This window comes from Micromonospora vinacea, assembly GCF_015751785.1.
Classification (GTDB): Bacteria; Actinomycetota; Actinomycetes; order Mycobacteriales; family Micromonosporaceae; genus Micromonospora; species Micromonospora vinacea.
Window position 1 is genome coordinate 390,085 of sequence record NZ_JADOTY010000001.1, and the last position, 25,605, is coordinate 415,689.

A 25,605-nucleotide genomic window follows, 5' to 3' on the forward strand; every position below is an offset into this window, starting at 1 on the left:
GTGTGACTGCCAGGCCGGGCGCGCGCCGTCGCGCCGGATGCCGTAGCGGTGATGGGGGGGTCGATGGGTTACCGCGCCGCCGGTTCACCTCGACGAAACATTGTCGTGTTGGTCACGACACTAAGTCGCACGTGTCGATGTGTCCATACCTTCCGGCGGTTCAGCATCAACTTTTGTCGATTTGATCGAAAGTCGCCGGTCAGGCGCGTCGGTCGATCGCCTGTCCGGCCAGCGCAACAAGGGCCGCGCGGGCCTCGTCGGCCACCATGGCGTTCTGCAGGGCGGCGAGCGCGGCCTCGGTCCGGACCCGGATCATCTGCTCGATTCGCTCCCGCGCACCGGTCGCCTCGATGATGTCGCGCAGCTCCGCCGCGCCCTCGGCGTCCAGGGCCGGGTTGCCGAACAGCTCGCGCAGCCGGAGGGTCTGCGGCCGGTCGGCCTCGCTGCGGGCCAGCGCCATCATGACAGTGGGCTTGCCCTCACGCAGGTCGTCCAGGACCGACTTCCCGGTCACCGCCGGGTCACCGAACACGCCCAGGACGTCGTCGCGGAGCTGGAACGCGTCACCCAGCGGGTCACCGAACTCGCCGAGCGCGGCGATCAGCTCCGGCCCCGCGCCGGCCAGGGCCGCGCCGATCTGCAACGGCCGGGTCACCGTGTACCGGGCGGCCTTCATCCGGATCACGGTCAGCGCGCTGGCCACCGAGCCGTCACCCACGCCCGAGACCAGGTCCAGGTACTCCCCCGCGATCACCTCGGTACGCATCAGCGCGAACACGCCGTAGCCCCGGTGCACCTGCTCGGTGCTCAGCCCGCACTCGTGGAACATCTGATCGGACCAGGCCGCGCAGAGGTCCCCGCAGAGCAGCGCGGTGTTGCGGCCGTACGCCTCGGGGTCGCCGCGCCACGACGAGCGGGCGTGCAGGTCGGCGAAGAGCCGGTGCACCGACGGCTCACCCCGGCGGCGGTCGCTGCCGTCCAGGATGTCGTCGTGGATCAGCGCGAACGCGTGGAACAGCTCCAGGGCCGCCGCGGCCACCACGATGGGGGTGCCGTCGGCCGCCCCCGCGCCGCGCCAGCCCCAGTAGCAGAAGAGCGGCCGCAACCGTTTGCCACCGGCCAGCACGAACCGTTGCAGCGCGGTGAACACGCCCCGCGGCGCCCCGTCCGGCCAGTCCGGGCCCTGCCGGCTGAGAAACCCGGCCAGCTCCGCGTCGAAGCGCGCCCGCAGGCCGCTGGCGTCGGTGGGCGCGACGGTGACCGTCATGAGCCCTCCCCCGACCCGACCGCGCCGCCCGGGCTCAGGCCGGCCAGCTCCAGCAGCAGTGCCTTGACCTCGGTCGCCGCGATCTTGTCCCGCGCCGCCGTCGGGTCGGAGCAGAGCAGGACCGGGCCGTCCGCCGGGTCGTCCGGCAGCCGCCCGTGCGAGCCCCGCACCGCCCGCGCGCCGGCGTCCAGGCCGACAGCGCTCATCAGGTACCGCATGCCGAGCTTCTTGCGGGCCAGCGCCACCCCGGCGCGGGCCTTCGCGGCACCGGGGTTGGCCGGGTCGAAGAACAGCTCGGCCGGGTCGTAACCGGGCTTGCGGTGGATTTCCACCAGCCGGGCGAAATCCGGTGCCTGGGCGTCGTCCAGCCAGTAGTAGTAGGTGAACCAGGCGTCCGGCTCGGCCACCAGCACCAGCTCACCGGCGCGCGGATGGTCCAGACCGTGTGCGGCCTTGCCCTCGGCGTCGAGCACCTCGGCCACGCCGGGCAGGCCGGCGCAGAGCTTCGCCACCGCCGGCACGTCGGCCGGATCCTTGACGTAGACGTGCGCGATCTGGTGGTCGGCGACCGCGAACGCCTTCGACGTCCACGGGTCGAGGTACTCCATGCCCGCCTGGGTGTGCACCCGCAACAGGCCCTCGGTGCGCAGCAGTCGGTTGACGTCCACCGGGCGGGACACGTCGGTGATGCCGTACTCCGACAACACCACCACTGTGGCGTCCCGCGCTCGGGCGGCGTCCAGGAGTGGACCGAGCACCGTGTCCAGCTCCGCTGCCGCGGCGGCGGCCTGGGCCGACGACGGGCCGAAGCGTTGCAGGTCGTAGTCCAGGTGCGGGACGTAGACCAGGGTCAGGTCGGGTGACACGTCGGCGAGGATCTGCTCGGCCGCCTGGCAGATCCACCGCGACGACGGCAACCCGGCGGTCGGCCCCCAGTAGGTGAAGAGCGGGAAGGTGCCCAGCCGCCCGGTGAGCGCGTCGTGCAGCTCCGGCGGGTCGGTGTAGCAGTCCGGCTCCTTGCGTCCGTCGGCGTAGTAGACCGGGCGGGGCGTCACCGTCCAGTTGACGTCCGCGCCCATGGCGTACCACCAGCAGACGTTTGCCACTGTGTAGCCGGGTTCGGCCCGACGGGCGGCCTGCCAGAGCTTGTCCCCGCCGACCAGCGCGTTGTGCTGCCGCCACAGCAACACCTCGCCCAGCTCCCGGAAATACCACCCGTTGCCGACGATCCCGTGCCCGCTGGGCGCCTCGCCGGTGAGGAAGGTCGACTGCACCGAGCAGGTCACGGCGGGCAGCACCGTGCCCAGCTCGGCCCGGAAGCCGCCGTCGGCGACCCCCCGCAGTCGAGGCATGTGCGCCAGTAGTCGGGGCGTCAACCCCACCACGTCGAGGACCACCAGTCGCCGACTCATCGCGTCACTCCCATGCTCACGGTTCGCTCTGTGGTCAGGCCGAGGCCGACCAGTTCGTCCCGGGCGAAGGCCAGCTCCGCGGCGATGCCGGCGGCCAGCTCCGCGTCGGTGCCGGGCCGTCGTGCGGCCGGCAGCACCCCCCAGGTGTACGTCTCGACGTCGAGGTGGTCACAGCCGGCGGTCGGGCCGTCGAAGAGCGCTCTCAGGGCCGCGCGGAGCACCGGCACCGTCGAGCCGAGCGGTTCCTCGGGTGGAGCGTGCAGGGGCACGTGGTAGTGCACCCGCCACGGCCCCGGTAGCGCCCGGTCCAGTGCCTCGTCCAGGTCGTCGGCCGCGTACGCCGGGTCGGCCGGGTCGGCCAGACCGGCGCAACCGGCGCTACGGGTCTGGTGCAGGAAGCGTGGCTCCACCCAGCGGCGCAACGCCTCGGCCCCGCCCTCCGGGTCGGCGGCCTCGACGGCGGCGGAGACCTGCACCTTCACCACCGGCAGCCCGGCCGCCCGCAGTCGTTCCAGCGCCTCGGCCGGCTCTTCCCAGGCGCAGGCCAGGTGGGCCAGGTCGAGGCAGACACCCAGCCGATCGGTGTCCATCCCGGACAACAGCGCGGCCGCCTGACCGGTGCTCTCCACCACACAGCCGGGCTCCGGCTCGAAGGCGATCCGCACCTCACGCCCGGTGTCCCGCTGCACGTCGGCAAGGCCGGCGGCCAACTGGTCCAGCCGGCGTCGGGCCGCGTCGGCCCGGCCGGTGTCCCACGGTCGACGCCAGGCCAGCGGCAGGGTGGAGATCGAACCCCGGGCGGCGTCGTCGGGCAGCAGGTCGGCGAGCACCCGGGCCAGATTCAGTGTGTACGTCAGGCGTTGCTCGGTGGTCCAGTCCGGGTGGTACACGTCCTGCTTGACCACCGGCGCCTGGAAGGCCGCGTACGGGAAGCCGTTGAGGGTGACCACCTCCAGCCCCCGCGCGTCCAGCTCGGTGCGCAACCGCCGGCGGAGCGTGGGGTCGGCGGCCAGTTCGGCGGCGACCGGGGCGGCCAGCCACAGGCCGAGCCCGAGCAGGTCGCTGCCGAGCGCCTCGCGGACCGGCACCGCGTAGATGTCCAGTTGACCGAGGATGCCGGCGAGGTCCTCGGCGGGGTGCACGTTGGTGCAGTAGCCGAGGTGGACGGCCTCGCCGCCGGCATGTCGCAGCCGCATCAGCTGCCGCCGCGCAGGATCGAGTTGCCGGTCTGCGGGTCCACGGCGGCGGCGACGTCCAGGTCGCTGAGGTCGAGCCGCCCCGACTGCCCGTAGAACTCCACCGGGTTTCGCCACAGCACCTTGTCGACGTCGTCGTCGCTGAAGCCGGCCGCGAGCATCGCCTCGCCGGTGGCCCGGGTCAGCAGCGGGTCGGAGCGTCCCCAGTCGGCCGCCGAGTTGACCAGCATCCGTTCCGTGCCGTACTCCCGCAGCAACTCCACCATCCGCTGCGGGGTCATCTTGGTGTCCGGGTAGATGGAGAAACCCAGCCAGCAGCCGCTGTCGCGGACCAGCTTCACCGTCACCTCGTTGAGGTGGTCGACCACCACCCGTCCCGCGTCGATGCCGGACTCGGCGACCACGGCCAGGGTCCGCTCGCAGCCGCGCGCCTTGTCCCGGTGCGGGGTGTGCACCAGCGCCGGCAGGTCGTACGCCACGGCGAGGGCGAGCTGCGCCGCGAACGCCTCGTCCTCCTCGGGGGTCATCGAGTCGTACCCGATCTCGCCGACCGCGACCACCGCGTCCTTGTCGAGGTAGCGGGGCAGCAGGTCGAGGACCGGGCGGCAGCGCGGGTCGTTGGCCTCCTTCGGGTTCAGCGCGATGGTGGCGAAGTGGCGCACCCCGAACTGCCCGGCCCGGAACGGCTCCCAGCCGATCAGCGAGTCGAAGTAGTCGGTGAACGAGGCGGCGCTGGTGCGCGGCTGACCCAGCCAGAACGCCGGCTCGACCACCGCGCGTACTCCGGCGGCTGCCATCCGTTCGTAGTCGTCGGTGGTGCGTGAGGTCATGTGGATGTGGGGGTCGAAGATGCGCATTCACGCCTCCCGGGGCAGTGCGGCGGTGAGCCGGTCGAGCAGGTCGGTGGCGTCGGCGGGCAGGTCCCGGCCGGCGGCGTGCCGTTCGGCGGCCAGCGCGGCCAGCATCGCTGTCAGCTCGCTGTCGGCCCGGCTGTCCAGGTCGGCCACGCCGGCCAGGGGGACGCCGCTGAACACGCACTTGAGCACCGCCTGCCGCCAGGCGGCCTGGTCGAGGTGCCGGGCGTACGGGCCGAGCGCGGCGGCGACCAGCCGGGTGTCGTTGGTCCGGATCGCGTCGTGCAGCAACGGAACCCCGTCGGCGCCGATCGGCAGCAGCGGCAGTGCGCGCAGCACGGCTCGTCGTTCGGCAGCGTCACCGTGGTGGTAGAGGCGCTCGGCGTACTCCGCGTGCTCGCCGGGCAGGCTGGTGAGCAGCAGCACCCGGGCCGCGTCGTCGGCGGTCCAGCCGGGGGCGTCGGGCAGAGCGCCCCGACCGCAGCGTCGGCCGACGGCGGGAAAGAGCCGGGTGATCGCGGTGGGCTCGGTGCTGACCCGGCGCAGCGCCGTGTCCAGCCAATCGGGATCGGGTACGCCTCGCAGCGCGGCCCGTAGTGAATCCGGTGTCATCCCGTCTCCTCCCTTGGTGCTGCTCCCCGGTGCCCCGCCACCCTTTGCTCTGCACCTACATATGCACCGGGGCCTCTTCGGCGGGTGTCGCCTCGGCAGGTGTCGCCTCGGCGGGTGCAGAGCAAAGGGTGCGGACACTGTCGTGATCGGTGGCCGCGGCGGCGCGCAGGAACTCGATCGACCGGGCGGCCACGGCCGGTGCGGCGTGCGAGTCACGGGGCAGCTCCACGGCGACCAGCCCCTGGTAGCCGGCCGCCGCCAGGGCGGCCAGCACCGGCGGGAAGTCGATCTCGCCGACGCCGAACTCCAGGTGCTCGTGCACGCCTCGGCGCATGTCGTCGATCTGCACGTTGACCAGGTGGTCGGCCACCTCGGCGACGCACTGCGGCACCGGCCAGGGCTCCAGGCACCGGCAGTGGCCGATGTCGAGGGTGATGCCGAAACGGGCCGGGTTGTCGAGTGCGGCGTGCAGCCGACGCCAGTCCGCGATGTCCTGCACCAGCATGCCGGGCTCCGGTTCGAAGCCGAGGGTGACACCGGCGGTGTCGGCCGCGTCGACCACTGTGGCGCAGCCGGCCACCAGCCGGTCCCAGGCGCACTGCGGTGACACCGCCTCGGGTCGGACACCGGCCCAGAACGAGACCGCCTCCGCGCCCAGGTCGGCGCCGATCCGCACGGCCCGGCGCAGGAACTCGATCCGCCGGGTCGGGTCGTCGTGCAGCAACGTCGGTGCGTGCTTCTGCCACGGGTCGAGCAGGTAGCGGGCCCCGGTCTCGATGACCACCCCCAGGCCCAGCGACTCCAACCGTCGACCGACAGCGGCGACCCGGCGGGTGAGCCCGGGCGCGAACGGGTCCAGGTGGTCGTGGTCCAGGGTGAGCGCCACCCCGTCGTAGCCGAGGTCGGCGATGACGGCGAGCGCGTCGTCGAGGCGGTGGTTGGCGAAGCCGTTCGTGCCGTACCCGAGGCGCAGCGTGGTGGCGTCGGCGGCCGGCGCACCGGGCCGGGGCTCGGGGACGCTCATGTCGGGGAGACCTTCCGGGCCAGCCGTCGACCCAGCGGCGCGGCCGCCGCGACGGCCACCCCGAGCAGACCCGCTCCACCCCGTGCGGTGAGGGCCCCCTGGAGGGCCGGCAACCCGGTGATCCCGGCGCCGACGGCCGCGCGGACCCGCCCGGCCGACGGGTCCCGGACCACCTCGGCCTGGGCCGCGCCGTAGCGGGCGGCGTACCAGCCGGCCAGCACTGCGGGCAGCACCGCAACCCGCCGAGGGGCGGCGACGGCGGCACTGGCGGCGACCAACGCGGTGCCGGCGAGGGTACGCATCGGCAGGGTGGCGTCGGCGCCGGTGACCTCCCGGCGGGACAGCGCGGTGACCGTCCAGGTGTGCGCGGCGACGGTGGCCGCCGCCGGCAACGCCCGGGTCATCCGGCCACCGGACGCGCCGAGCAGCACGTCCAGCCCCCGGCAGGCGGCCATCACGGCCGGACCGGCGGCGGTGTTCTTGGCCAGCAGGTCGTACCCCCAGATGGTGGCGGCCAGCGGCACGGCGAGCGCGGCGGCGCGGCGACCGCCCACGGCGGCGGCCAGGCCCACGCCGGCGGCCGTGAGGCCCGCCGCGAGACCGACAGCGGCGGCCGGGGTGACCCGCCCGCTGGGGATCGGCCGCTCGGGCCGTTCCTCGGCGTCCAGGCGCCGGTCGGCCCAGTCGTTGGCGGCCATGCCGGCCCAGTAGAGCAGCACCGAGGCGCCGGCCAGGCCGGGGGTACGCGGGCTCAACGCTCCGGCAGCCGCGGCCCCGGCGATCACGTCACCGGGCACCGAGAGCGCGGCCGGCGCACGGACCAGCTCGGCGAGATCAGCCAACGTTGTCATGGTCACTGTCCCCGCCGTCGTGCAGGTGCCTGGTGAAGGCGGTCAGCCGGGCCCACTGCTCGCCCAGCGAGTGGGTGGGCGTGCCCAGCGGGTCCTTGAAGAAGAAGCCCAGGTCGGCCAGCGGACCCACCTGCCCGGCGGCGTGCGCGGCGGCGGTGAGTCGGGCCAGGTCGAGCACCAGCGGCGCGGCCAGCGCCGAGTCACAGCCGTGCCAGGTGAACTCCATCCGCATGCCGGTGCCGAGGAACCCGCTGAAGGTGATCAGATCCCAGGCGGTCTTGAAGTCGCCCAGTTCCTCGACGTACTCGATCCGGGTGCCGCCCTGCGGAACGTAGCCCAGCGTCTCGCCGAGCACCCGCTGCTTGCTCTGCACCTTCGCCGCGTTCGCGGCCGGGTCGGCGAGGGTGGCGCCGTCGCCACCACCGAGCAGGTTGACCCCGGACCAGGAGCCCACGGCCAGGTTGCGCATCGCGAACATCGGCGCGAGCACCGACTTGACCAGGGTCTCCCCGGTCTTGCCGTCGTGCCCGGCGTACGGCAGTCGGGCCTCCTCGGCCAGCGCGGCCAGCGCCGGAAGCCGCAGCCCGGTGGACGGGGTGAAGTCGACGTACGGGCAGCCGGCGAGCACTGCCGCGTACGCGTAGAGGGAGCTGACCGGCAGCACCTCGTCCGGCCCGTCGAGGGCGGCGCGCAGCGCGGCCGGGTCGGCGTGCCCGGGGTGCGGTCGAGGGGCCGGCTCGGTGGCGGAGACGTTGACCACCACCACCCGGTCCAGTTCGTGGCGCTCGCGGAAGCTGGTCAGGTCGCGGACCACGGCGGCTGCCCGGTCGGCCTGGGTGTCGCCGACCGGCGCGGGGCGCAGCTCCTGCTCGACCATGCCCAGTTCGTCGCGGAGCGCGGCGACCAGCCGCCAGGGGATGACACCGGCGTCAGCGAGGGCCTCGGCGCGCTTGCACAGCGGGGTGGTGGCCAGGTCATGTCCGCCGAAGACCAGATCGGCGAAGGCCGGCAGGGCTGGGCCGCGCAGCTCGGGAAGCTCGGTGACGCAGCCGGTGGGCCCGGCCAGGCCGGCCCGCAGCGCGAGCCCCCCGACGATGCTGGTGGTCGCGACGGAACCGCGCGCTCCTACCAGCCAGACACCTGTTCGCATGGTGCTCCTTCCCCTTCGCGAGGAACCGTCGGTACCGGCAAATATAGGAATATCAGAATATGTTTCGGAAAGATACGGCCGGGTTTCGGAAAGTTTCGGGCTGGGTGGATGGGCCCCGTCCGCTCGCCCCGCACCGGAACAGCACCGGCTTCCGACGTCGGCGTCGGCGGCGACGACGCCGGACCGGATCCCGGCAGGTGCGAGCAGACGGGGCTGGTAGGCAGGGTCGGGTCGGCGTCTCGACCCTGCCTCCCCCGCATCCGGCCGGTCGGGGCGTTGGCATGCCCCGGCCGGGCGTCTCAGGCCGCCGCGCCCACCGGAACACCGACCGAACCACGACCCGCCGGAAACCGGCGAGCGGATGCGGTACGGCTGGGGACGGCGGCGGGCGGTGTCATCAGGTCCTCCGGAAGTCACCGGTGGTGGCGGTCCTCCGGTGCGGCCGGGGAATCCCGGTCCGGTCGCACCGGACGACCGTCCTGCTCGTGCGCCACCGGGCCGTGGGGCCCGGCTGCACGCTCACCGATGCCGACCTCTGTCCCGGCCACGGGGCGCAATCCGTGGCTGGTCCCTCGCCGGTCGGCGTCGGAAAGCCGGTCGGGCGACGGCGGTGCGAACACCGCCGTCGCGGATGGTCGATGGTCAGACAGTTGCCGCGGTCAGCGTCGGTTCCACCTCGGCCCAGGAGGAGCCGAGCTCCGCCGAACGGGCCACCGCGTCCAGCACCAGCTGGACCTGCAACGCGTCGGCGAAGGAGGGAGTCGGGTCGACACCGGTGGCGACCGCCTCGATGAAGTCGCGCATCTCGTGCGTGAACGAGTGCTCGTAGCCGATGATGTGGCCCGGGGGCCACCACGCCGACATGTACGGGTGCTCGCCCTCGGTCACCAGGATGCGGTTGAAGCCCTGCTCCACAGCCGGGCGGGTCGCGTCGTAGAACTCCAGCTCGTTGAGGCGCTCCAGGTCGAAGACCACGCTGCCCAGCGAGCCGTTGATCTCGACACGCAGCGCGTTCTTACGGCCTGTCGCGAACCGGCTCGCCTCGTACGTGGCCAGGGCGCCACCGTCGAGCCGCGCCACGAAGACCGCGGCGTCGTCGACGGTGACCGTTCCGGTGGGCGCCGTGTGGCCGTCCACCGAGGCCGCCAGACCGCTCGACTCGGCCGGCAACGGCCGCTCCTTGACGAAGGTCTCGGTGACCGCGCTGACGCCGCTGATCCGCTGACCCGTGACGAACTGGGTCAGGTCGATGATGTGCGCACCGATGTCACCGAGCGCGCCGGAGCCCGCCCTGTCCTTCTGCAACCGCCAGACCAGCGGGAACTGCGGGTCCACGATCCAGTCCTGCAGGTACGTCGCACGGACGTGTCGAATCACCCCGAGCCGTCCGTCGGCGACCAACTGGCGCATCATCGTGACCGCGGGGACCCGGCGGTAGTTGAACCCGCACATCGACCGCACTCCGGCGGCCCGGGCGACATCCGCCGCAGCGGTCATCGCCCGTGCCTCCTCCACCGAGTTGGCCAACGGCTTCTCGCACAGAACGTGCTTGCCTGCGGCCAACGCGGCGAGAGCGATCTCGGCGTGACTGTCTCCCGGGGTGCAGATGTCGACGACGTCGATGTCGTCCCGGTTGATCAGGTCACGCCAGTCGGTGGTGTACGCGTCCCAGCCGAGTGTGTCGGCGGCGTCAGCCACCTTCGCTGTGTCTCGGCCGCAGATCAACGCCATCCGGGCCCGCGCCGGCAGGTCGAAGACGCGGTTCACGGTGCGCCACGCCTGTGAGTGCGCGGCGCCCATGAACGCGTAGCCGACCATGCCGACCCGCAGTTCTTTGTCTGTCGTGGACAAGGTGGGTCTCCCCCCGTATGTCAGAACCCGAGCTTGTCGTAGCTGCTCGCGTTCTCCTTGGTGATCGTCTCCGAGGCCAGAGTCACTTCCTTGGGCACCTGCAGCTCCGTCAGGTCGCCCAGGCCCCGACCCTGCGCGATGAGCCGCGCGAGCGAGACGGCCGAGGAGGCCATCGACGGGTTGTAGGTGACAGTGGCCTTCAGCACGGTGTTGTCGGCCTTGATCGCGTCGATCGCGAGCTTGGAGCCCGCGCCGCCGACCATGAAGAACTCCGACCGGTTGGCCTGCTTGATGGCCGCGAGCACACCGATGCCCTGGTCGTCGTCGTGGTTCCAGATGGCGTCGATCTTCGGCAGCGCCTGGAGCAGCTGGGACGCCTCGCGCTGGCCGCTGTCCGAGGTGAACTCGGCCGAACGACGGTTGCCCACCTTGAACCCGTAGGTCGCCAGGGCGGCCTTGAAGCCCTCGCTGCGCTCGACGGTCAGCGGGATCTCCAGACCGGCGATCTCACCGATGACCGGGTTGGCGACGCCCTTGTCCTTGAGCATCTTGCCGATGAAGTGCCCGGCCGAGACGCCCATGCCGTAGTTGTCGCCCTTGATGACCAGCCGCGAGGCCAGCGCGTCGGGGAACGCCCGGTCGAGGTTCACGATCGGGATGCCCGCCTGCATGGCCTGGAGGGCAACGGCGTTGACCTCCTTGCCGTCGTGCGGCAGCACGACGATGATGTCCGGCTTCTGGGCGATCAGGGTGCCGAGCGTGGAACGCTGGGCCTCGGAGTTCGACCCGCCGTCGACCTCCTTGAACTCCACGTCCGAGTAGGCCGCGGCCTGCGCCTTGGCGTTGGCGTGGATAGCGCCCATCCAGCCGTGGTCGGCGGCCGGGGCGGAGAAGCCGATGACGACCTTCTTGCCCGGGGCGTTGTTGCCCTCGGCGTTTCCGGCGGCCTTGGTCTGGGTGCTGGCGGCCGGGGTCTCGTTGCTGGTGCAGGCGGTGAGCAGGGTGGCAGCGCCCACTGCGGCTCCACCGAAGAGCAACCGGCGGCGCGACAGGTCGCGACTGTGCTGGGTCATGAATGACCTCCTGGGAGCGGGATTTGACTTGTTGAGGGTGTGCGAGGCCCGGCCAGCGTCGAATTCTCGACGTCGCCAGGACAACGGTGCGGTGCGTCAGGTTGCGGTGGTGACCCTGTTCCGCGCGAGGAGCCGAGTGACTGACTTGAACTGGAACTGCTGGACCAGGACGGCGGCGACGATGATGCCGCCCTTGACCATGTTCTGCGCCTCGATGGAGAGGCCGTTGATGGCGAAGAGGTTCGTGATGGTGGCGAAGATGATGACGCCGAGCAGCGAGCCGACGATGGTGCCCCGACCGCCGCTGAGCAACGTCCCGCCGATGATCGCCGCGGCGATCGCGTCCAACTCGTACAGGTTGGCCATCGCCGCCTGCGCCGAGGTCGCCTGCGAGGTGAGCATGATCGCGGCGATGCCGCAGCACAGACCGGAGAGCGCATAGAGCAGCATGGTGTGGCGCCGGACGTTGATGCCGGCCAACCGGGCCGCCTCCGGGTTACCGCCGACGGCGATGGTCCGCCGGCCGAAGGTCGTGCGGTTGAGCACCACCCAACCGGCCAGCACGACCGCGCCGAGGATGTAGACGAGGATCGGGATACCGATCACCTTGCGCGCCGCGATGTCGTTGATGAACGTGCTGCTCGACACCTGGGTCTGCTTGTTGGAGATCGACGCCGCGAGCCCTCGCGCGGCCACCAGCATCGCCAGCGTCGCGATGAAGGGGACCAGCCGCCCGTACGAGATGAGCACACCGTTGACGAGGCCGACGCAGATGCCGACCGCGAGGGCGGCGAAGATCATGCCGCCGGCGCCGTAGCTCTGGGTGGCCACAGTGGTGCACCAGACCCCGGCCAGCGCGACGATCGCGCCGACCGACAGGTCGATGCCACCACCGATGATCACGAAGGTCATGCCGACAGTGACCACACCGACGACCGAGGCCAACTGGAGGATGGCCAGGACGTTGTTCCAGACCCAGTTCGGGTCGCCGTACAGGTCGGGCTTGGTGACCGCGCCGACCACGATGAGCGCGGCCAGCACCCCGATCAGACCGAGGTTGCGCTTGGCGCCGTCGCCACCGTCACCCCGCCACCAGGAGAGCTTGCCCCCGGATCCTGCCTTGTTATTGGCCACCGCCGTCTCCGCCGGGTCCACCGGCGGCGACTGCGCCGGAAGCTGCGGGCGCTCCGGTGTCGCGGTGGGAGTGGGAGTCGCGTCGCTCATGCCGGTGCGCCTTCCATCAAGGACCCCGCCATCACGAGGTCAAGCACAGTGTTCTCGTCGAGTTCGCCGGCCGCGGCTTCGCGGACGACCCGCCCTTCCCGCATCACCAGCACCCGGTCGGCCAGACCCAGCACCTCGGGCACCTCGCTGGAGACCAGCAGCACCCCCACGCCCTGAGCGGCCAATGCCCGGATGACCTGGTAGAGCTCGGCCCGGGCGCCCACGTCCACACCCCGGGTCGGCTCGTCGAGGAGCAGCAACTTGGTGCCGCCGAGCAGCCAACGCCCGACCACCACCTTCTGCTGGTTGCCGCCGGACAGCGTGCGTACCGGCCGGTCGACGTCCCGGGGCCGCAGCTCCAGGGTCTCCGCGATCCGGTCGGCCTCGGCGCGTTCCTTGGCGGCGTTGGTGAAGCCGAGCCGCGCGTACCGGCCGAAGGTGGCCAGCGTGACGTTGCGGTAGATCGGCTCGCCGAGCAGCAGCGCCTGGCTCTTGCGTTCCTCCGGGGCCATCCCCATGCCGGCGCGAACCGCCGCGCCGACGCCGGGACGCAGGACCTTCCCGTCCATCCGCACCGTGCCGGCCTCCGGGAGGCGGGCACCGTAGATCGTCTCCAGCAGTTCGGAGCGACCGGAGCCGACCAGGCCCGCGATGCCCACGATCTCCCCGGCGCGCACGCTCAGCGAGACGTCGGCGAACTCGCCGGCGCGGGTCAACCCCTCCACCTGGAGCAGGTCGGCGCCGGCGGAGTCCTCGGTCGGCCGGTCCGGGAAGACGTACTCGATGGTGCGGCCGGTCATCCGGCTCACCAGGTCGCGGGTCGGGGTGTCGCGCGCCGGCAGGTTCGCCGCCGTGGTCCGGCCGTCCTTGAGTACGGTGACCCGGTCGCCGATCTCGCGGATCTCCTCCAGCCGGTGGGAGATGTAGATGACGGCGATGCCCTGCGCGGTCAGCTCACGGATGATCCGGAACAGGTTGCCGACCTCGTCGTGGGCCAGCACCGCGCTCGGCTCGTCCATGATGATCAGTCGGGCCTCGTGCGACAGCGCCCGCGCCATGCTGACGATCTGCTTGCCGGCTGCCGGCAGTGACCGGACCATCCGCCCGGGCGGAATCTCACCGTGGCCGAGCCGGCTGAGGATCTGCCGGGTGTGGCGGGCCATCCGGCCGCGCCGGACGAACCCGAAGTTGCGGTACTCGTGCCCGAGGAACGCGTTCTCCGCCACCGACAGGTCCTCGACGAGGTCGAGCTCCTGGTAGATGGTGGCGATGCCGGCCTTCATGGCGGCCTGCGGGTTGGCGAACGTGGCCGGCTCACCGCGCCACTCCACCTGCCCGGAATCCGGTTGGTGCACCCCGGCGAGAACCTTGATGAGGGTGGACTTGCCGGCGCCGTTCTGCCCGAGCAGGCAGTGCACCTCGCCGGCACGCACCTCAAGCTGCACGCCGTCGAGCGCGCGTACGCCGGGGAAGGTCTTCACCAGGTCGGTGAGGCGCAGGACCACCTCGCCCGCGACGGTGTCGGCGGGAGCCTCGACCAGCGGCGCCTCGGCGACGGCCTCGGCCGACGCGGTGGCGGGGTCATCCTCGGGCAGAGCCACAGTCTCCTCCTCGCTCACGACGGAATCTCGAACAGCTTCATGCGGCTTCCCCGAAGGCGACGTCACTCGCGAGCACCGCCGCACCGGTGACACCGGCACGGCCGCCCAGCTCGGACAGGACGACGGGAAGGTTGCCGGTGGCCAGCGGCAGCGACCGGCGGTAGACCACACTGCGGATCTCGGCGAGCAGGATGTGACCCAGCTGGGCCAGCCCGCCGCCGATCACGATCATCGACGGGTTGGTGAAGCTGACCAGGCCGGCGAGCACCCCGCCGACCCGCCGTCCGCCGTCCCGGATCAGCTGGATGCAGGTCACGTCGCCCTCGACGGCGCCCTCGGCGACGTCCAGCGCGGTGACGACTCCCCGCAGGGCCAACCGCTCGGCCAGCGCCGGCGAGGTCCCACTGCGGGCGGCGGCTGCCGCGTCCTTGGCCAGCGCGGCGCCGCTGAACAGCGCCTCCAGGCAGCCGACGTTGCCGCAGGAACACATCGGACCGTGCGAGTCGACCTGGATGTGGCCGATGTCGCCGGCACAACCGTCGGTGCCCCGGTAGACCTCGCCGGTGAGGTAGATGCCGCACCCGATGCCGGTGCCGATCTTCACGAAGAGGAAGTCGTCGACCGAGTGGGCGACCCCACCGTGCCGCTCCCCGATCGCCATGATGTTGACGTCGTTGTCGACCACCGCCGGGCAGCCGTGCTCCCGGCTGAGCAGTTCACGCACCGGGAACCGGTCCCAGCCCGGCATGATCGGTGGTGAGACCGGAACGCCGTCGCGGAAGCTGACCGGGCCGGGTACGCCGATGCCGACCGCGTCCAGTCGCTCGTACGCGCCGTCGACCCGAGCCTTGTGCAGCAGCTCGTTGACCCGTTGCAGGGTCACCTTCGGGCCGTTGCGGATGTCGGCCGCCTCGGCGTAGTGGGCCACCGGTTCGAGGCGGCCGTTGACCACCTCGACGTCCATCGAACTGGCACCGAGGTCGACGGCGGCGAAGCGCAGCTTCGGGTTCAGCTCGACAAGGGTCGAGCGACGCCCACCTCGGGATGCGGCGAGCCCGGCCTCGGCGACGTAGCCCAGCGCCACCAGGCGATCCAGCTCGGCCAGCATCCGCGGACGCGGCATCTGGAGTCGGTCACCGAGCTCAGCTCGGGACACGGCGCCCTCGTCGCGGAGCAGCCGCAACAGACGCACGTGTAGGGGGTCGACGGTGCGCACCCGGGGCCCCCTCTTCATTGGCAGCGTTCACATCGACGCAATGCCGATGTGTTGTGTCCGACACAGTAAGAGCGTTCCACGCCGCCTGTCCAGAGCTTCAACCGTTCCGAGACCAACTTTTGTCCGAAAGAACAAAAGCTACTAGTCGATCAAGGAAAGGATCACGGACGGCCCGCGTCCCCTCGCCCGCAGTTCCATCGACGGACACGCAAACGCCCCGCCAGCCGATCCTCGGTGGCGGGGCGTTTGGCGCGGGACCGTCAGCGACGGCCGGCAGAGTTGCGCTTCTTGCGGAGCTTGCGGTCGTCGCGCAGCTCGACGTACGGCTCGTCGTCCACCGCGTGGCCGGCCGAGATCGCGCGACCACGCTCCAACTCCGCGTCGAACTCCGCCCCCAGCAGGATCGCGATGTTGCTCAGCCAGAGCCAGACCAAGAAGATGATCACCCCGGCCAGCGTCCCGTACGTCTTGTTGTACGAACCGAAGTTGCTCACGTAGAGGGCGAACAGGCCGGAGATCACCAGCCAGATCACCACGGCCAGCACCCCGCCGGGGCTGACCCAGCGGAAACCGCCGTGCCGGGCGTTCGGCGAGGCCCAGTAGAGGATCGCGAACATCAGGCTGACCAGGATCAGCAGCACCGGCCACTTGGCGACGTCCCACACCGCGACCGCCGTCGAGCCGAGCCCGATCACGTCGCCAACGGATTCGGCGAGGCGGCCCGTGAAGACCACGATCACCGCGCTGGCCAGCAACAGCACACCGATCACCGCTGTTACCCCGAGTCGGATCGGCAGGGTCTTCCAGATCGGCCGGCCCTCCGGCACGTCGTAGATCGTGTTGGAGGCGCGCATGAACGCGCCGATGTAACCGGAAGCCGACCAGAACGCCGCCACCAGACCGATGATCGCGGCGAGGCTGGCCAGACCACCGTTCCTGTCCGCAGTGCCGATCGCATCGGTGATGATCTGCCGGATGCTGTCGTCCGGCACCGCCTGGTTGACGGTGTCCTTGACGCCCTCGGTGGCGCTCTCGCCGAGCAGCCCGAGCAGGGAGATCAGCACCAGCACGCCCGGGAAGATGGACAGCACCCCGTAGTAGGTCAGAGCCGCCGCCCAGTCGGTCAGGCTGTCGTCCTGGAACTCGCTGATCGTCCGGCGCAACGCCGCCTTCCAGCCACTGCCGGGCAGGTCGGTGGGGCTGTCCGGGCCCGCGTCGGGCCCCACCGGCGTGCTGGCGGGATCACGCTCACGCTGGGCGGAAGACTCGTCCGAGGCCATCGCCCCTCCTCCTGGTCGGCGGTGTCACCTCCGGACATGCCCCGCCGACGGGCGCGGATAACCCCCTACTTGTAGAGCAACTTCGCCATCCGGCGGGAAGCCACCAGCAGACCGACCGCCACCACCGCCAGCAGGTAGAGCACGTCGAGCAACCAGAGCCAACCACCGCTGCCCAGGGCGACCCCCCGGATCAGGTGCACCGACCGGTACAGCGGGGTGATCTCGACGAGCCAGTGCAGCACTGTCGGATAGGCCTGCGCCGGCACGAAGGTGCCGGAGAAGAGGAAGAGCGTGAACTGCGCGGAGCCCATCAGGTCGAAATCCTGCCAACTGCGCATGAAGGTGGAGATCGCCATGCCGAGCGCCCCGAACGCGAACCCGACCAGCACCGCGGCCGGGAGGGCGGTCAGCGCGCGGGTGACGCTCGTCAACTCCAGCGCGACCATCACCCCGAGGAACGCCGCCGAGTAGGCGCTGCCCCGCAGCATCGCCCAACCCAACTCGCCCACGGCGATCTCGAACGGCCGTACCGGGGTGGCGATCATCCCGTCGTACAGCTTCATGTACTTCATCTTGCCGAAGAAGTTGAAGGTGGTCTCCGCGAGCGCCCCGGTCATCGCCGAGGAGGCGAGCATCGCCGGGGCCACGAACTCGGCGTACGAGACCAGCCGCCCGTCCGGCAGCGGCAGGTCGCCGACCAGCGCGCCGACGCCCACCCCGATGGAGAGCAGGTAGAGCAGCGGCTCCACGAAGCCGGAGAGCAGCAGCAGCCAGTAGACCGACTTCAGCGCCGCGACGTTGCGCCCGACCACCGACGCCGACCGCCGGGACGCGGCGGAGACATCGACCAGCCGGGGCAGGATCAGCGTGACCACGACACCCTCTCTGCTTGCTCTTCAAACGACGAGTTGCTCTTGCTCGCTCGGCTGCCGGGCCTGCTCGGGCTCAGACGACGAGCTTGCGACGGAACGCGCGCACCGCCAGCAACCAGCCGGCGACCGCCCAGGCAGCCAGGTAGAGCAGGTGCCCGACGATCGACCACTGTGGGGCGACGCCGAGCGTGGCCGCGCGGCACAGGTCCACGGCATGCCACAACGGCGTCGCGTACGCCAGCCAGCGCAGCGCCTCGGGCAACGACTCGACCGGAAAGAACACCCCGGCGAAGAGCGTCATCGGGATCACCGCGAACCGGAACAGCATCGCGAGCCAACTGTCGCTGGGCACCGACGCGGCGTACGCGAAGGTCGGCGCGGCGACAGCCAGCCCGAACAACGCCACCACCGGCAGGGCGGCCACCGCCCATGGCGACCGCAACGCCCCGAACAGCCCGGTGACCAGCAGGAACGCCACGATCGTGGTGAGCACCCGGAACAGCACGAAGGCCAGGTGCCCGGCCACGATGTCACAGACCCGCAGCGGCGACGCGCCCTGCGCGAAGTAGGTCTTGATCCACTGGAAGTTGCTGAACACCGGCCAGGTCGAGTCGCCGACGGTCACCTGGAGCGCTGTCGAGGCGATCAGCCCCGGGACCAGCCAGTCGAGGTAACGCACCCCGTCGACGCCCTGGTCGATGTAGGCGCCGACGCCGACCCCGAACCCGAGGACGGTCAGCACCGGCAGCAGGAACGAGGAGAACACCCCCGCCCGCCAGGTGCGTCGCAGACCCACCAGGTAGTGCTCGAACACCGCGTACGCCGGCACCCATGGGAACCGCGCCGATCCCGCCACACTCACCCGACCACCCCGCCCGCCACGCCGGTCACCACGACCTGTCTACTCCCGGGGTACGACAGACCGCCGGTCACCCTACGACGACCCCGCCGACGTGTCGCCCGGGTTTCACCGCGTCGGCCGGGCTCCGCTGGTTGATCGACTCGGCTTCCTGAAAGTCGCGGCGTCAGAGCCACCCCGATGCCGCGACTTCCTGAAAGCCGAGTCGATCAAGGCGGCGTGGTCGCTCCCTACCTACCGGCCGACGGAGTCGGAGCCGACGAACGCGCGCCACGCGTCGGGCGGGAAGACGAGCACGGGGCCGGTCGGGTCCTTGGAGTCGCGGACGGCCACCAGCCCAGGCAGGTTGCTGGCAACCTCCACACAGTTGCCGCCATCCGGGCCGCTACGAATGCTCTTGCGCCACCGGGCACCGGTTAAATCCATGTCTCCGCCACTTCCGCCATCAGATCGAGGGACTGCCCGTGCGATAGTGCCTCACCGCGGATCGACTCCCACACCTCGACCATCTGACGGACGTACTCGGCGCGGTCGATCACCTGCCCGTGACGCTGCCCGGCGAGATAGACAAGGTCCTCCCCCTGCGACGAGCTTGCGATCACGAACGGCCCTCCGAGCCCAGCGTAAGCACCAGCGGGAGTCGGCACTACCTGGATTCGGACCCTCGGGAACGCCGTGCCGAGCTTCACGAGGTGCTGAACTTGCTCGCGCATAACTCCCGGCCCACCGACAGATCGGCGCAGCACGTGCTCGTCGATCACGGCAGTGAGCAGCGGAGGCCGGTCTCGGGTGAGCAGTCTCTGACGGTCCAGCCGGGTTGCCACCTGCTGCTCGACCTCGTCCGCCGCGAACAAGCCGCCGCCGGTCAGTAGCGCACGGGCGTACCCCTCAGTTTGCAGGAGGCCCGGCACGCACAGCGGCTCGAACGAGCGCAGCGCTGTGGTCTCCTGCTCGATGCCGGCCCAGTCGCGGAACCACGGCACCACGGCCTCCCGGCTGATCCGCCGCTGGATGCGTTCGAACCGACCGTCGGCCCCGAACACTGCGTCCAACCGACGGGCGAAGTCCAGACTCGGCCGGCGCTCGGAGGTCTCCACCTTGGCGACCAGCGCCCCGGAATAGCTCAACGCCTCGGCCAGCGCGGCCTGTGACATCCCGTTGGCGGCCCGGGCCAGTCGCAGCTCCTCGGCGAAGTGCTCCAGCATGGACGAACTCTCCACGGACAACCCCCGTACATTCCCGTACCGTGCCGGGCCGATCGCCGTACGCGCTGGTCGTCAGCGTGCGGAACCTCCCACCGTAGTCGGGTCCTCACCAGACTGTCACGCAGCGGAACCGCTCACGGGATCAGACGGCGGGCGGAACCAGGCCGGGAGCGCCCCGTGACCCCCGATCCGGGGCGCTCCCCACCCACCCGACGGAGGTTCCCCCGTGCGACTCATCTGGTCGGCTCATGACGGCGGCGGGCGCTGATGCCCCGGTACCGCCCCCACGTGGCGGCGCGCCCGTCCTGGCGCTGTCGGGTCTGCGGGGCGGCGTGGCCCTGCTCGCCGGCCCGCCTGGCGTTGCTGGGCGAGTACCGCGAGGACCGGATCGGCCTGCTCATCTACCTGGCCGCGTTGCTCTACGAGGCGGCCGGGGACCTCGCCGGCCAGGCCGGTCAGGATCGACTGACCGACCGTTTCGTCACCTGGGCCAGAGCCCGTTGAGCGGTGATCGTTGGCAGCTCAGCAGCTCGACACGCGGGAACGGTTGCTGCTGAGCTGCCAACGATCGGACCGTCAATGGTCGGACCGGGTGCTCGGTGGCCGAGCCGTGGTGTCGACGGGCGGGCGGCGGCCCCGACTTCGGCGGGCTGCGCCGGTCAGGCCGGCCGGTAACCGCGGACCAGCGCCTGCACGGCGTAAGCGAGCAGCAGCACTCCCGCGCCGACGCCGACCACCAACCCGGCGGAGACTCCCGAGGCGAGGCCGGTGACGAGGCCCGCCGCCGCCACCAGGCACAGCGCGGCACCGAGCGGGCGCAGCAACGGATCCCGCAGGAGCGGGGCGAGCGGGAAGAAGTGCAGACCGACCACCAGGCAGACCAGCACCGGCACGTACTCGGACCAGTTGGCCGCCACCAACACGGCGGCACCCAGCCCGGCGGCGACGAACTCGGCCACGACGATGAGCAGGTACGGGCGGTCGGCGGCCCGGTCCCGAGGGCTGCCGGCACCCCGCAGTCGGGAGGACAGCACACCGCCCAGCACGGCGGTGAGCAGTGCGACGATGCTGCCCGCCACCAGCAGGGCACGTAGCGGCTGCTCCGCCGCCGGCACACTGAACCAGACCATCGCGAAGATGCCCAGGTAGAGGGCGGTCAGCCCGGCCTGGCGTCGGTTGGCGGTCACCAGATCAGACATGAAACTCCCCGGGTTACGGCAGACCGCCGGCCACCTTACGACGTTCCCCTCGACTTGTCGCCCGCGTTTCACCCAGTCGTCCGGCCCCCGCCCCCAGCCACTCGCCCCGCCTGGCCGCCCACCTCGGCCCAGCCGCCCACCTCGGCCCAGCCGCCCACCTCGGCCCAGCCGCCCACCTCGGCCCAGCCGCCCACCTCGGCCCAGCCGCCCGCCTCGGCCCAGCCGCCCGCCTCGGCCTGGCCGGTACCCCTGGCCCCGGCCGCTTGATCGACTCGGGTTTCAGGAAGTCGGGCTGTCCACTTCGCCGCATCACCCCGACTTGCAGGAAGCCGAGTGGATCTTCACGGGCCGGGGTCGATACACCGGAAATGTCGCAGGGATGGGCTGCCAACGATCCTCTTTGGCCCGTCAGTCGACCAGGGTGCGGCCGGTCAGGTGCAGGAAGACGTCCTCCAGGCCGCTGCGCCGGACCAGCACGTTGGCCGGCTGGAGCCCCAGCGCGGTGACCTCGGCGACCGCCGCGTCGCCGTCGGGCACGTAGAGCAGGACCCGGTCGGGCAGGACCTCGACCCGCTCCCCCAGCCCGTCGAGCTTGCCGGCGAACGGCTCCTGCGACTCGGCGGCGAAGCGCAGCTCGACCACCTCACGCGTCGAGTGCTGCTCGATCAACGCTCGGGGTGAGCCCTCCGCGACGATCCGGCCGCCGTCCATCACCACCAGGCGGTCGCAGAGCTGCTCGGCCTCGTCCATGTAGTGCGTGGTGAGCACCAGCGTGACGCCCTGCTGCTTGAGCCGGAACAGCCGCTCCCACACCAGGTGCCGGGCCTGCGGGTCGAGCCCGGTGGTCGGCTCGTCGAGCAGCACGATCTCCGGATCGTTCACCAGTGCGCGGGCGATGGTCAGCCGACGCTTCATCCCACCGGAGAGCGGCTCGACCTTGCTGTCGGCGCGCTCGGTGAGCTGGACGAAGTCGAGCAGCTCGGCGGCGCGCTCCCGGGCCGCCCGGCGGGAGATGCCGAAGTAGCGGGCGTAGACGGTCAGATTTTCCCGGACGGTCAGCTCCGGATCGAGATTGTCCAGCTGGGGGCAGACCCCGAGGCGCGCCCGGATCGCCGGCCCGTCGGCCACCGGATCCATGTCGAGGATGCGCAACTCACCGCCGCTGGGCGGGGATATGCAGCCGACCATCCGCATGGTGGACGACTTGCCCGCTCCGTTGGGCCCGAGGAAGCCGAACGCCTCACCCGGGCGCACCTCGACGTCGATGCCGTCCACGGCGGTGAAATCACCGAACCGCTTCACCAGCCCCCGAGCCTGAATCAGTGGTCGCCCCGAAGTCACCGTCCGACCCTAACCGCCGGGTCCGACAGCCCTCCACGCAAATACGCGCGGTTGTGCCGGGACGTCCGCCGCGAGACGGGCAGGGCGACGGCGCACGCGACCCGCCGGTCACCCCGACCACAGGCGACGAAACGCCGGTCGGTGCCCCACCCGTCAGCCAATCGACGTGTATCGTCCTTTCGTGTCGCCCATCAGCGCGCCAGATGGTTCGTCGTCACCTGCCCGACCAGCCAACTCTCCCGCCGGTGGGTCTGCGGTGAGCCCCGACGGCGGGCCACCCCGACCACGACCGGAAGCCGACCGGAGCGAGCCCCACGCAAGCGGGCCCGACCCGAGCGAGCCCCACGCAAGCGAGCCCGACCCGAGCGGGCCCGACCCGAGCGGGCCCGACATCCCCGAGCAGGCGACCCGGGACCTCGCCGCCCAGTTCGAGGACGAGAAACCGGGACGGGTGCTCTCCGGGCCGGTGGGTCTGCTCCTCACCACTGCGGCGCTCGCGATCGGCGCTCTCGCCCTGTGGCAGGTGTTCCGCCCGCTGTCGCAGGGCAGCAAGTACTACCTGATCATCTTCCTGGCCGGCGTACTCCCGCTGGTCTTCCTCGCCTACCCGGCCGACCTGCGGCTGCCGGCCCGGCTACGCGCCCGGCGACCACCCGCCTCGACGCGGCCCACAGTGACCGACTGGGTCCTGGTCGTCCTGGCGGTGGCGGCCTGTCTCTACCCCGTCCTGCCGATCCGGATCGGCAGCGGTGGCGGCGGGTACAACGCGTTCCTCGACCGGCAGGGCCTGCTGGCGCCGACGGATCTGGTGCTGGGCACCGTCCTGCTGCTTCTGCTGCTCGAAGCGTGCCGACGGACCACCGGTTGGATCCTGCCGGCGGTCTGCCTGCTGTTCCTCGGGTACGGCTACTACGGCGGGTTGCTGCCGCAGTCCTGGCCGGTCGCGCACGCGGGGCTCGACTTCAGTCAGCTGGTCGACGCGTTCTACAACTCCGACAGCGGCTTCTACGGCACGCCGCTCGACGTGGCCGCCTCGTACATCGTGCTGTTCACCATCTACGGCGCGGTGCTGGAGTTGTCCGGGGCCGGGCGGTTCTTCGTCGAGCTGTCGGCCGCGGCGTTCCGGCGTTCGCGTACCGCCGCCGGCCGGACGGCGGTGGCCTCGGGGTTCCTGCTCGGCACCGTCTCCGGCTCCGGCGCGGCGACGACGGTGAGCATCGGCGCGGTCACCTGGCCGCTGCTGCGCCGCGCCGGCTACCCGCCGGAGCGGGCCGGCGGCATGTTGGCCGCGGCAGGGGTGGGCGCCATCCTCTCCCCACCCACTCTGGGTGCGGCGGCGTTCATCATCGCCGAGTACCTGGGCGTCTCGTACCTCCAGGTGCTGGGCTGGGCGACCGTGCCGACGGTGCTCTACTACCTCGGCATCCTGCTCGCCGTCGAGATCGACGCCCGCCGTTCGGGCGTACGCCCCGTGGTGATGGACGTCGGCTCGCCCTGGCGTCTGCTGGCCCGGTTCGGCTACCACTTCGCCTCGCTGATCGCCATCATCGTGTTCCTCGCGCTAGGCGTGTCCGCGACGAGGGCTGTCGTGTTCGCCATCGTGCTCACCGTCGCGTTGTCGTTCCTGGCCCCCAGGAACGGCCGCGCCCCCAGGAACGGCCGCGCCCCCAGGAACGAGGACCGCGCGCACCGGCTCACCCCGGGCCGGCTGGTGACCGCGCTCGTCACCGGCGTACGCGGCGTCCTCGCCGTCACCGCGGTCTGCGCCGCCGCCGGCATCATCACGGCGACCACCACGAAGACCGGCCTCGGGCCGCAGGCGGCGGCGCTGCTGATCGGCGGGGCGCAGGCGGTCACCTCGGACCCGACGCTGGTGCTGGTGCTCACCGCGCTGCTCGCCGCCGTCGCGCTCACCCTGCTGGGTCTGGCCGTGCCGGTCACCGCGTCGTTCGTGATCGGTTGGGTGATCGTCGGTCCGGCCCTGCTCGACCTGGGCGTCACCGCGCCGGCGGCGGCGATGTTCGTCTTCTACTTCGCTGTGCTGTCCGAGGTGTCCCCACCGACAGCGCTCGCCGCGGTGGCCGCCGCCGCCGTCACCGGCGGCCGGCTGGTGCCGACCATGTGGCAGACCCTGCGGTACGCGCTGCCGGCGTACCTGACCCCGATCGCGTTCGTCATCACGCCGGCCGGGCTCGGTCTGCTCGGCATCGGTGGCGTTCAACGGATCGCCTTCGCCGCGGCGGTCACCGCGCTCAGTGTGGCGGTGCTCGCCGTCGCCGCCGGTGGCTGGTTGCCCGGCGTGGGCCCGGCCGGCGCGCCGGAACGGGTGCTGGGTGCCCTCGCCGGCGTCACACTGCTCTGGCTCGAACCCGTGCCGGTAACTGTGGGCGCGGCGCTGGCCGCCGTCGCGGCGGCGGGTGTGTTCGTCCGACGCGGATCCGCCGGCCGGTCATCGTCCGGATCACCAGCCAACCCTGTGGAGGAACAACTGTGAGACGAATCGACGTACGGCTCGCGGCGGGCCTGAGCGTGCTCGCCCTCGTGACGGTCGGCACCGCGGGGTGCGGAGGTCAGCAGGGCGGCGCGGCAAAGGACGACACGGCCAGCGAGGTCACCTGCGAGGTGACAAAGGAGACCCGCGTCGGCATCGCCACCGGCAACGCGACCGGCGTCTACTACGTGGTCGGCAACGCCCTGGCCGGGCAGTTGTCCGGGGCGACGGGCGGCAAGCTCTCCGGCACCGCGGCCGAGACCGGCGCTTCGGTGCAGAACGTCGAGCAACTGGTCGGTGGCCAGTACGACGTGGCGTTCTCGCTGTTCGACACGGCTGTCAATGCGTTCGAGGGCAAGGACAGCTTCACCGCGCCGCAGCCGGTGGAGGCGCTGACCCGCATCTACGACAACTACACCCAGGTGGTGGTCCGCAACGACTCTGGGATCACCTCGGTGGCCGACATGCGGGGCAAGCGGATCTCCACCGGCTCACCGAAGTCCGGCACCGAGGTGATCGCCAACCGGCTGTTGGAGGCCGCCGGCCTCGACCCGGCCAAGGACGTCAGGGCGCAGCGACTGGACCTGACCAAGACTGTCGAGGGGATCAAGGACGGCAGCGTCGACGGCTTCTTCTGGTCCGGTGGTCTGCCCACCGGTGGCCTCACCGACCTGTTCACCACGGCCGGCGGCTCGGTGAAGTTCGTCGACATCTCGCCGTTGCTGCCGAAGATGGCAGCGTTGAGCCCCGCCTACCAGGCCGGGACGATCGGCCGGGACGCGTACCGGACGGCGAGCGACACCCCGACCATCGTCGTACCGAACGTGTTGTTGGTCCGTAAGGACCTGGACGCCAACGTCGCCTGCGCGATCACCCGGACGGTCTTCGACAAGCGCGACGCCCTGGCCCAGGCCAACCCGGCGGCCAAGGGGATCTCGCTGGAAAAGGCCCGCAGGACCCTGCCGGTGCCGCTGCACCGCGGCGCCGAGAAGGCGCTGAAGGACCTCGGCGCGAACTGACAGGGCCG

23 protein-coding genes are annotated in these 25,605 nt (G+C 71.4%); 3 read left to right on the forward strand and 20 right to left on the reverse strand.

Going from position 1 to position 25,605, the window contains the following annotated elements; translation table 11 throughout:
• Positions 1–199: 199 nt before the first annotated feature.
• The 18 genes from IW249_RS01880 to IW249_RS01965 form a co-directional block, all read right to left on the reverse strand.
• Positions 200–1,267 (reverse strand): polyprenyl synthetase family protein, encoded by a 1,068-nt coding sequence (locus IW249_RS01880; protein WP_196919220.1) that lies wholly within the window; start codon positions 1,265–1,267, stop codon positions 200–202.
• Positions 1,264–2,679, reverse strand: a complete 1,416-nt coding sequence (locus IW249_RS01885; protein WP_196919221.1) for an alkaline phosphatase family protein — start codon at positions 2,677–2,679, stop codon at positions 1,264–1,266. Before IW249_RS01885 ends, IW249_RS01880 begins: the two co-directional genes overlap by 4 nt.
• A complete protein-coding gene (gene eboE, locus IW249_RS01890; RefSeq protein ID WP_196919222.1) occupies positions 2,676–3,875 on the reverse strand; it encodes a metabolite traffic protein EboE in 1,200 nt (399 codons plus the stop codon). The genes IW249_RS01885 and eboE overlap by 4 nt, the downstream gene beginning before the upstream one ends.
• Entirely contained in the window at positions 3,875–4,732 is an 858-nt protein-coding gene (locus tag IW249_RS01895) for a TatD family hydrolase (RefSeq protein WP_196919223.1), read from the reverse strand. Before IW249_RS01895 ends, eboE begins: the two co-directional genes overlap by 1 nt.
• Positions 4,733–5,341, reverse strand: a complete 609-nt coding sequence (locus IW249_RS01900) for an EboA domain-containing protein (protein WP_196919224.1) — start codon at positions 5,339–5,341, stop codon at positions 4,733–4,735.
• A gap of 55 nt (positions 5,342–5,396) precedes the next feature.
• Positions 5,397–6,365: a sugar phosphate isomerase/epimerase family protein gene (locus tag IW249_RS01905; RefSeq protein ID WP_231392377.1), complete on the reverse strand. Its 969-nt coding sequence runs from the start codon at positions 6,363–6,365 to the stop codon at positions 5,397–5,399.
• On the reverse strand, positions 6,362–7,216 hold the full coding sequence (locus IW249_RS01910) for an SCO3242 family prenyltransferase (protein ID WP_196919225.1): 855 nt from the start codon (positions 7,214–7,216) through the stop codon (positions 6,362–6,364). Before IW249_RS01910 ends, IW249_RS01905 begins: the two co-directional genes overlap by 4 nt.
• On the reverse strand, positions 7,200–8,366 hold the full coding sequence (locus tag IW249_RS01915) for an inositol-3-phosphate synthase (RefSeq protein WP_196919226.1): 1,167 nt from the start codon (positions 8,364–8,366) through the stop codon (positions 7,200–7,202). The genes IW249_RS01910 and IW249_RS01915 overlap by 17 nt, the downstream gene beginning before the upstream one ends.
• 642 nt (positions 8,367–9,008) lie before the next feature.
• Positions 9,009–10,184, reverse strand: coding sequence for a Gfo/Idh/MocA family protein (locus tag IW249_RS01920; protein ID WP_372433023.1), 1,176 nt, complete (start codon positions 10,182–10,184; stop codon positions 9,009–9,011).
• Positions 10,185–10,237: 53 nt separating this feature from the next.
• Positions 10,238–11,290, reverse strand: coding sequence for a substrate-binding domain-containing protein (locus IW249_RS01925; RefSeq protein ID WP_196919228.1), 1,053 nt, complete (start codon positions 11,288–11,290; stop codon positions 10,238–10,240).
• 96 nt (positions 11,291–11,386) lie between these two features.
• A complete protein-coding gene (locus IW249_RS01930; protein WP_091408995.1) occupies positions 11,387–12,514 on the reverse strand; it encodes an ABC transporter permease in 1,128 nt (375 codons plus the stop codon).
• Complete coding sequence (locus tag IW249_RS01935; protein ID WP_196924590.1) at positions 12,511–14,019, reverse strand: sugar ABC transporter ATP-binding protein; 1,509 nt, start codon at positions 14,017–14,019, stop codon at positions 12,511–12,513. Before IW249_RS01935 ends, IW249_RS01930 begins: the two co-directional genes overlap by 4 nt.
• 133 nt (positions 14,020–14,152) lie before the next feature.
• On the reverse strand, positions 14,153–15,331 hold the full coding sequence (locus tag IW249_RS01940) for an ROK family protein (RefSeq protein WP_196919229.1): 1,179 nt from the start codon (positions 15,329–15,331) through the stop codon (positions 14,153–14,155).
• A gap of 260 nt (positions 15,332–15,591) precedes the next feature.
• On the reverse strand, positions 15,592–16,611 hold the full coding sequence (locus IW249_RS01945; RefSeq protein ID WP_196919230.1) for a YihY/virulence factor BrkB family protein: 1,020 nt from the start codon (positions 16,609–16,611) through the stop codon (positions 15,592–15,594).
• Between the two features lie 65 nt (positions 16,612–16,676).
• A complete protein-coding gene (locus tag IW249_RS01950) occupies positions 16,677–17,486 on the reverse strand; it encodes an ABC transporter permease (protein ID WP_196919231.1) in 810 nt (269 codons plus the stop codon).
• Between the two features lie 70 nt (positions 17,487–17,556).
• Positions 17,557–18,345, reverse strand: a complete 789-nt coding sequence (locus IW249_RS01955; protein ID WP_196919232.1) for an ABC transporter permease — start codon at positions 18,343–18,345, stop codon at positions 17,557–17,559.
• Positions 18,346–18,576: 231 nt separating this feature from the next.
• Positions 18,577–18,768 carry a DUF397 domain-containing protein gene (locus IW249_RS01960; protein ID WP_196919233.1) on the reverse strand — a complete coding sequence of 64 codons (192 nt, stop codon included), beginning with the start codon at positions 18,766–18,768 and terminating at the stop codon, positions 18,577–18,579.
• On the reverse strand, positions 18,759–19,547 hold the full coding sequence (locus IW249_RS01965; protein WP_196919234.1) for a helix-turn-helix domain-containing protein: 789 nt from the start codon (positions 19,545–19,547) through the stop codon (positions 18,759–18,761). Before IW249_RS01965 ends, IW249_RS01960 begins: the two co-directional genes overlap by 10 nt.
• Before the next feature lie 288 nt (positions 19,548–19,835).
• Here IW249_RS01965 and IW249_RS01970 point away from each other — a divergent pair, with 288 nt between their 5' ends.
• Complete coding sequence (locus IW249_RS01970; protein ID WP_307788495.1) at positions 19,836–20,051, forward strand: flavin reductase; 216 nt, start codon at positions 19,836–19,838, stop codon at positions 20,049–20,051.
• A gap of 155 nt (positions 20,052–20,206) precedes the next feature.
• Here the strand turns inward: IW249_RS01970 and IW249_RS01975 are convergent, their stop codons facing one another.
• Positions 20,207–20,746, reverse strand: a complete 540-nt coding sequence (locus IW249_RS01975; protein WP_196919236.1) for a hypothetical protein — start codon at positions 20,744–20,746, stop codon at positions 20,207–20,209.
• A 408-nt stretch (positions 20,747–21,154) separates the two neighbouring features.
• Positions 21,155–22,087 (reverse strand): ABC transporter ATP-binding protein, encoded by a 933-nt coding sequence (locus tag IW249_RS01980; protein WP_091408968.1) that lies wholly within the window; start codon positions 22,085–22,087, stop codon positions 21,155–21,157.
• Between the two features lie 181 nt (positions 22,088–22,268).
• Here IW249_RS01980 and IW249_RS01985 point away from each other — a divergent pair, with 181 nt between their 5' ends.
• Both IW249_RS01985 and IW249_RS01990 read left to right on the forward strand, forming a co-directional pair.
• Positions 22,269–24,581, forward strand: a complete 2,313-nt coding sequence (locus tag IW249_RS01985; protein WP_196919237.1) for a TRAP transporter permease — start codon at positions 22,269–22,271, stop codon at positions 24,579–24,581.
• The gene (locus tag IW249_RS01990; protein WP_196919238.1) at positions 24,578–25,597 is read left to right on the forward strand and encodes a TAXI family TRAP transporter solute-binding subunit; all 1,020 of its coding nucleotides are present in this window, start codon (positions 24,578–24,580) and stop codon (positions 25,595–25,597) included. The genes IW249_RS01985 and IW249_RS01990 overlap by 4 nt, the downstream gene beginning before the upstream one ends.
• Positions 25,598–25,605 lie beyond the last annotated feature (8 nt).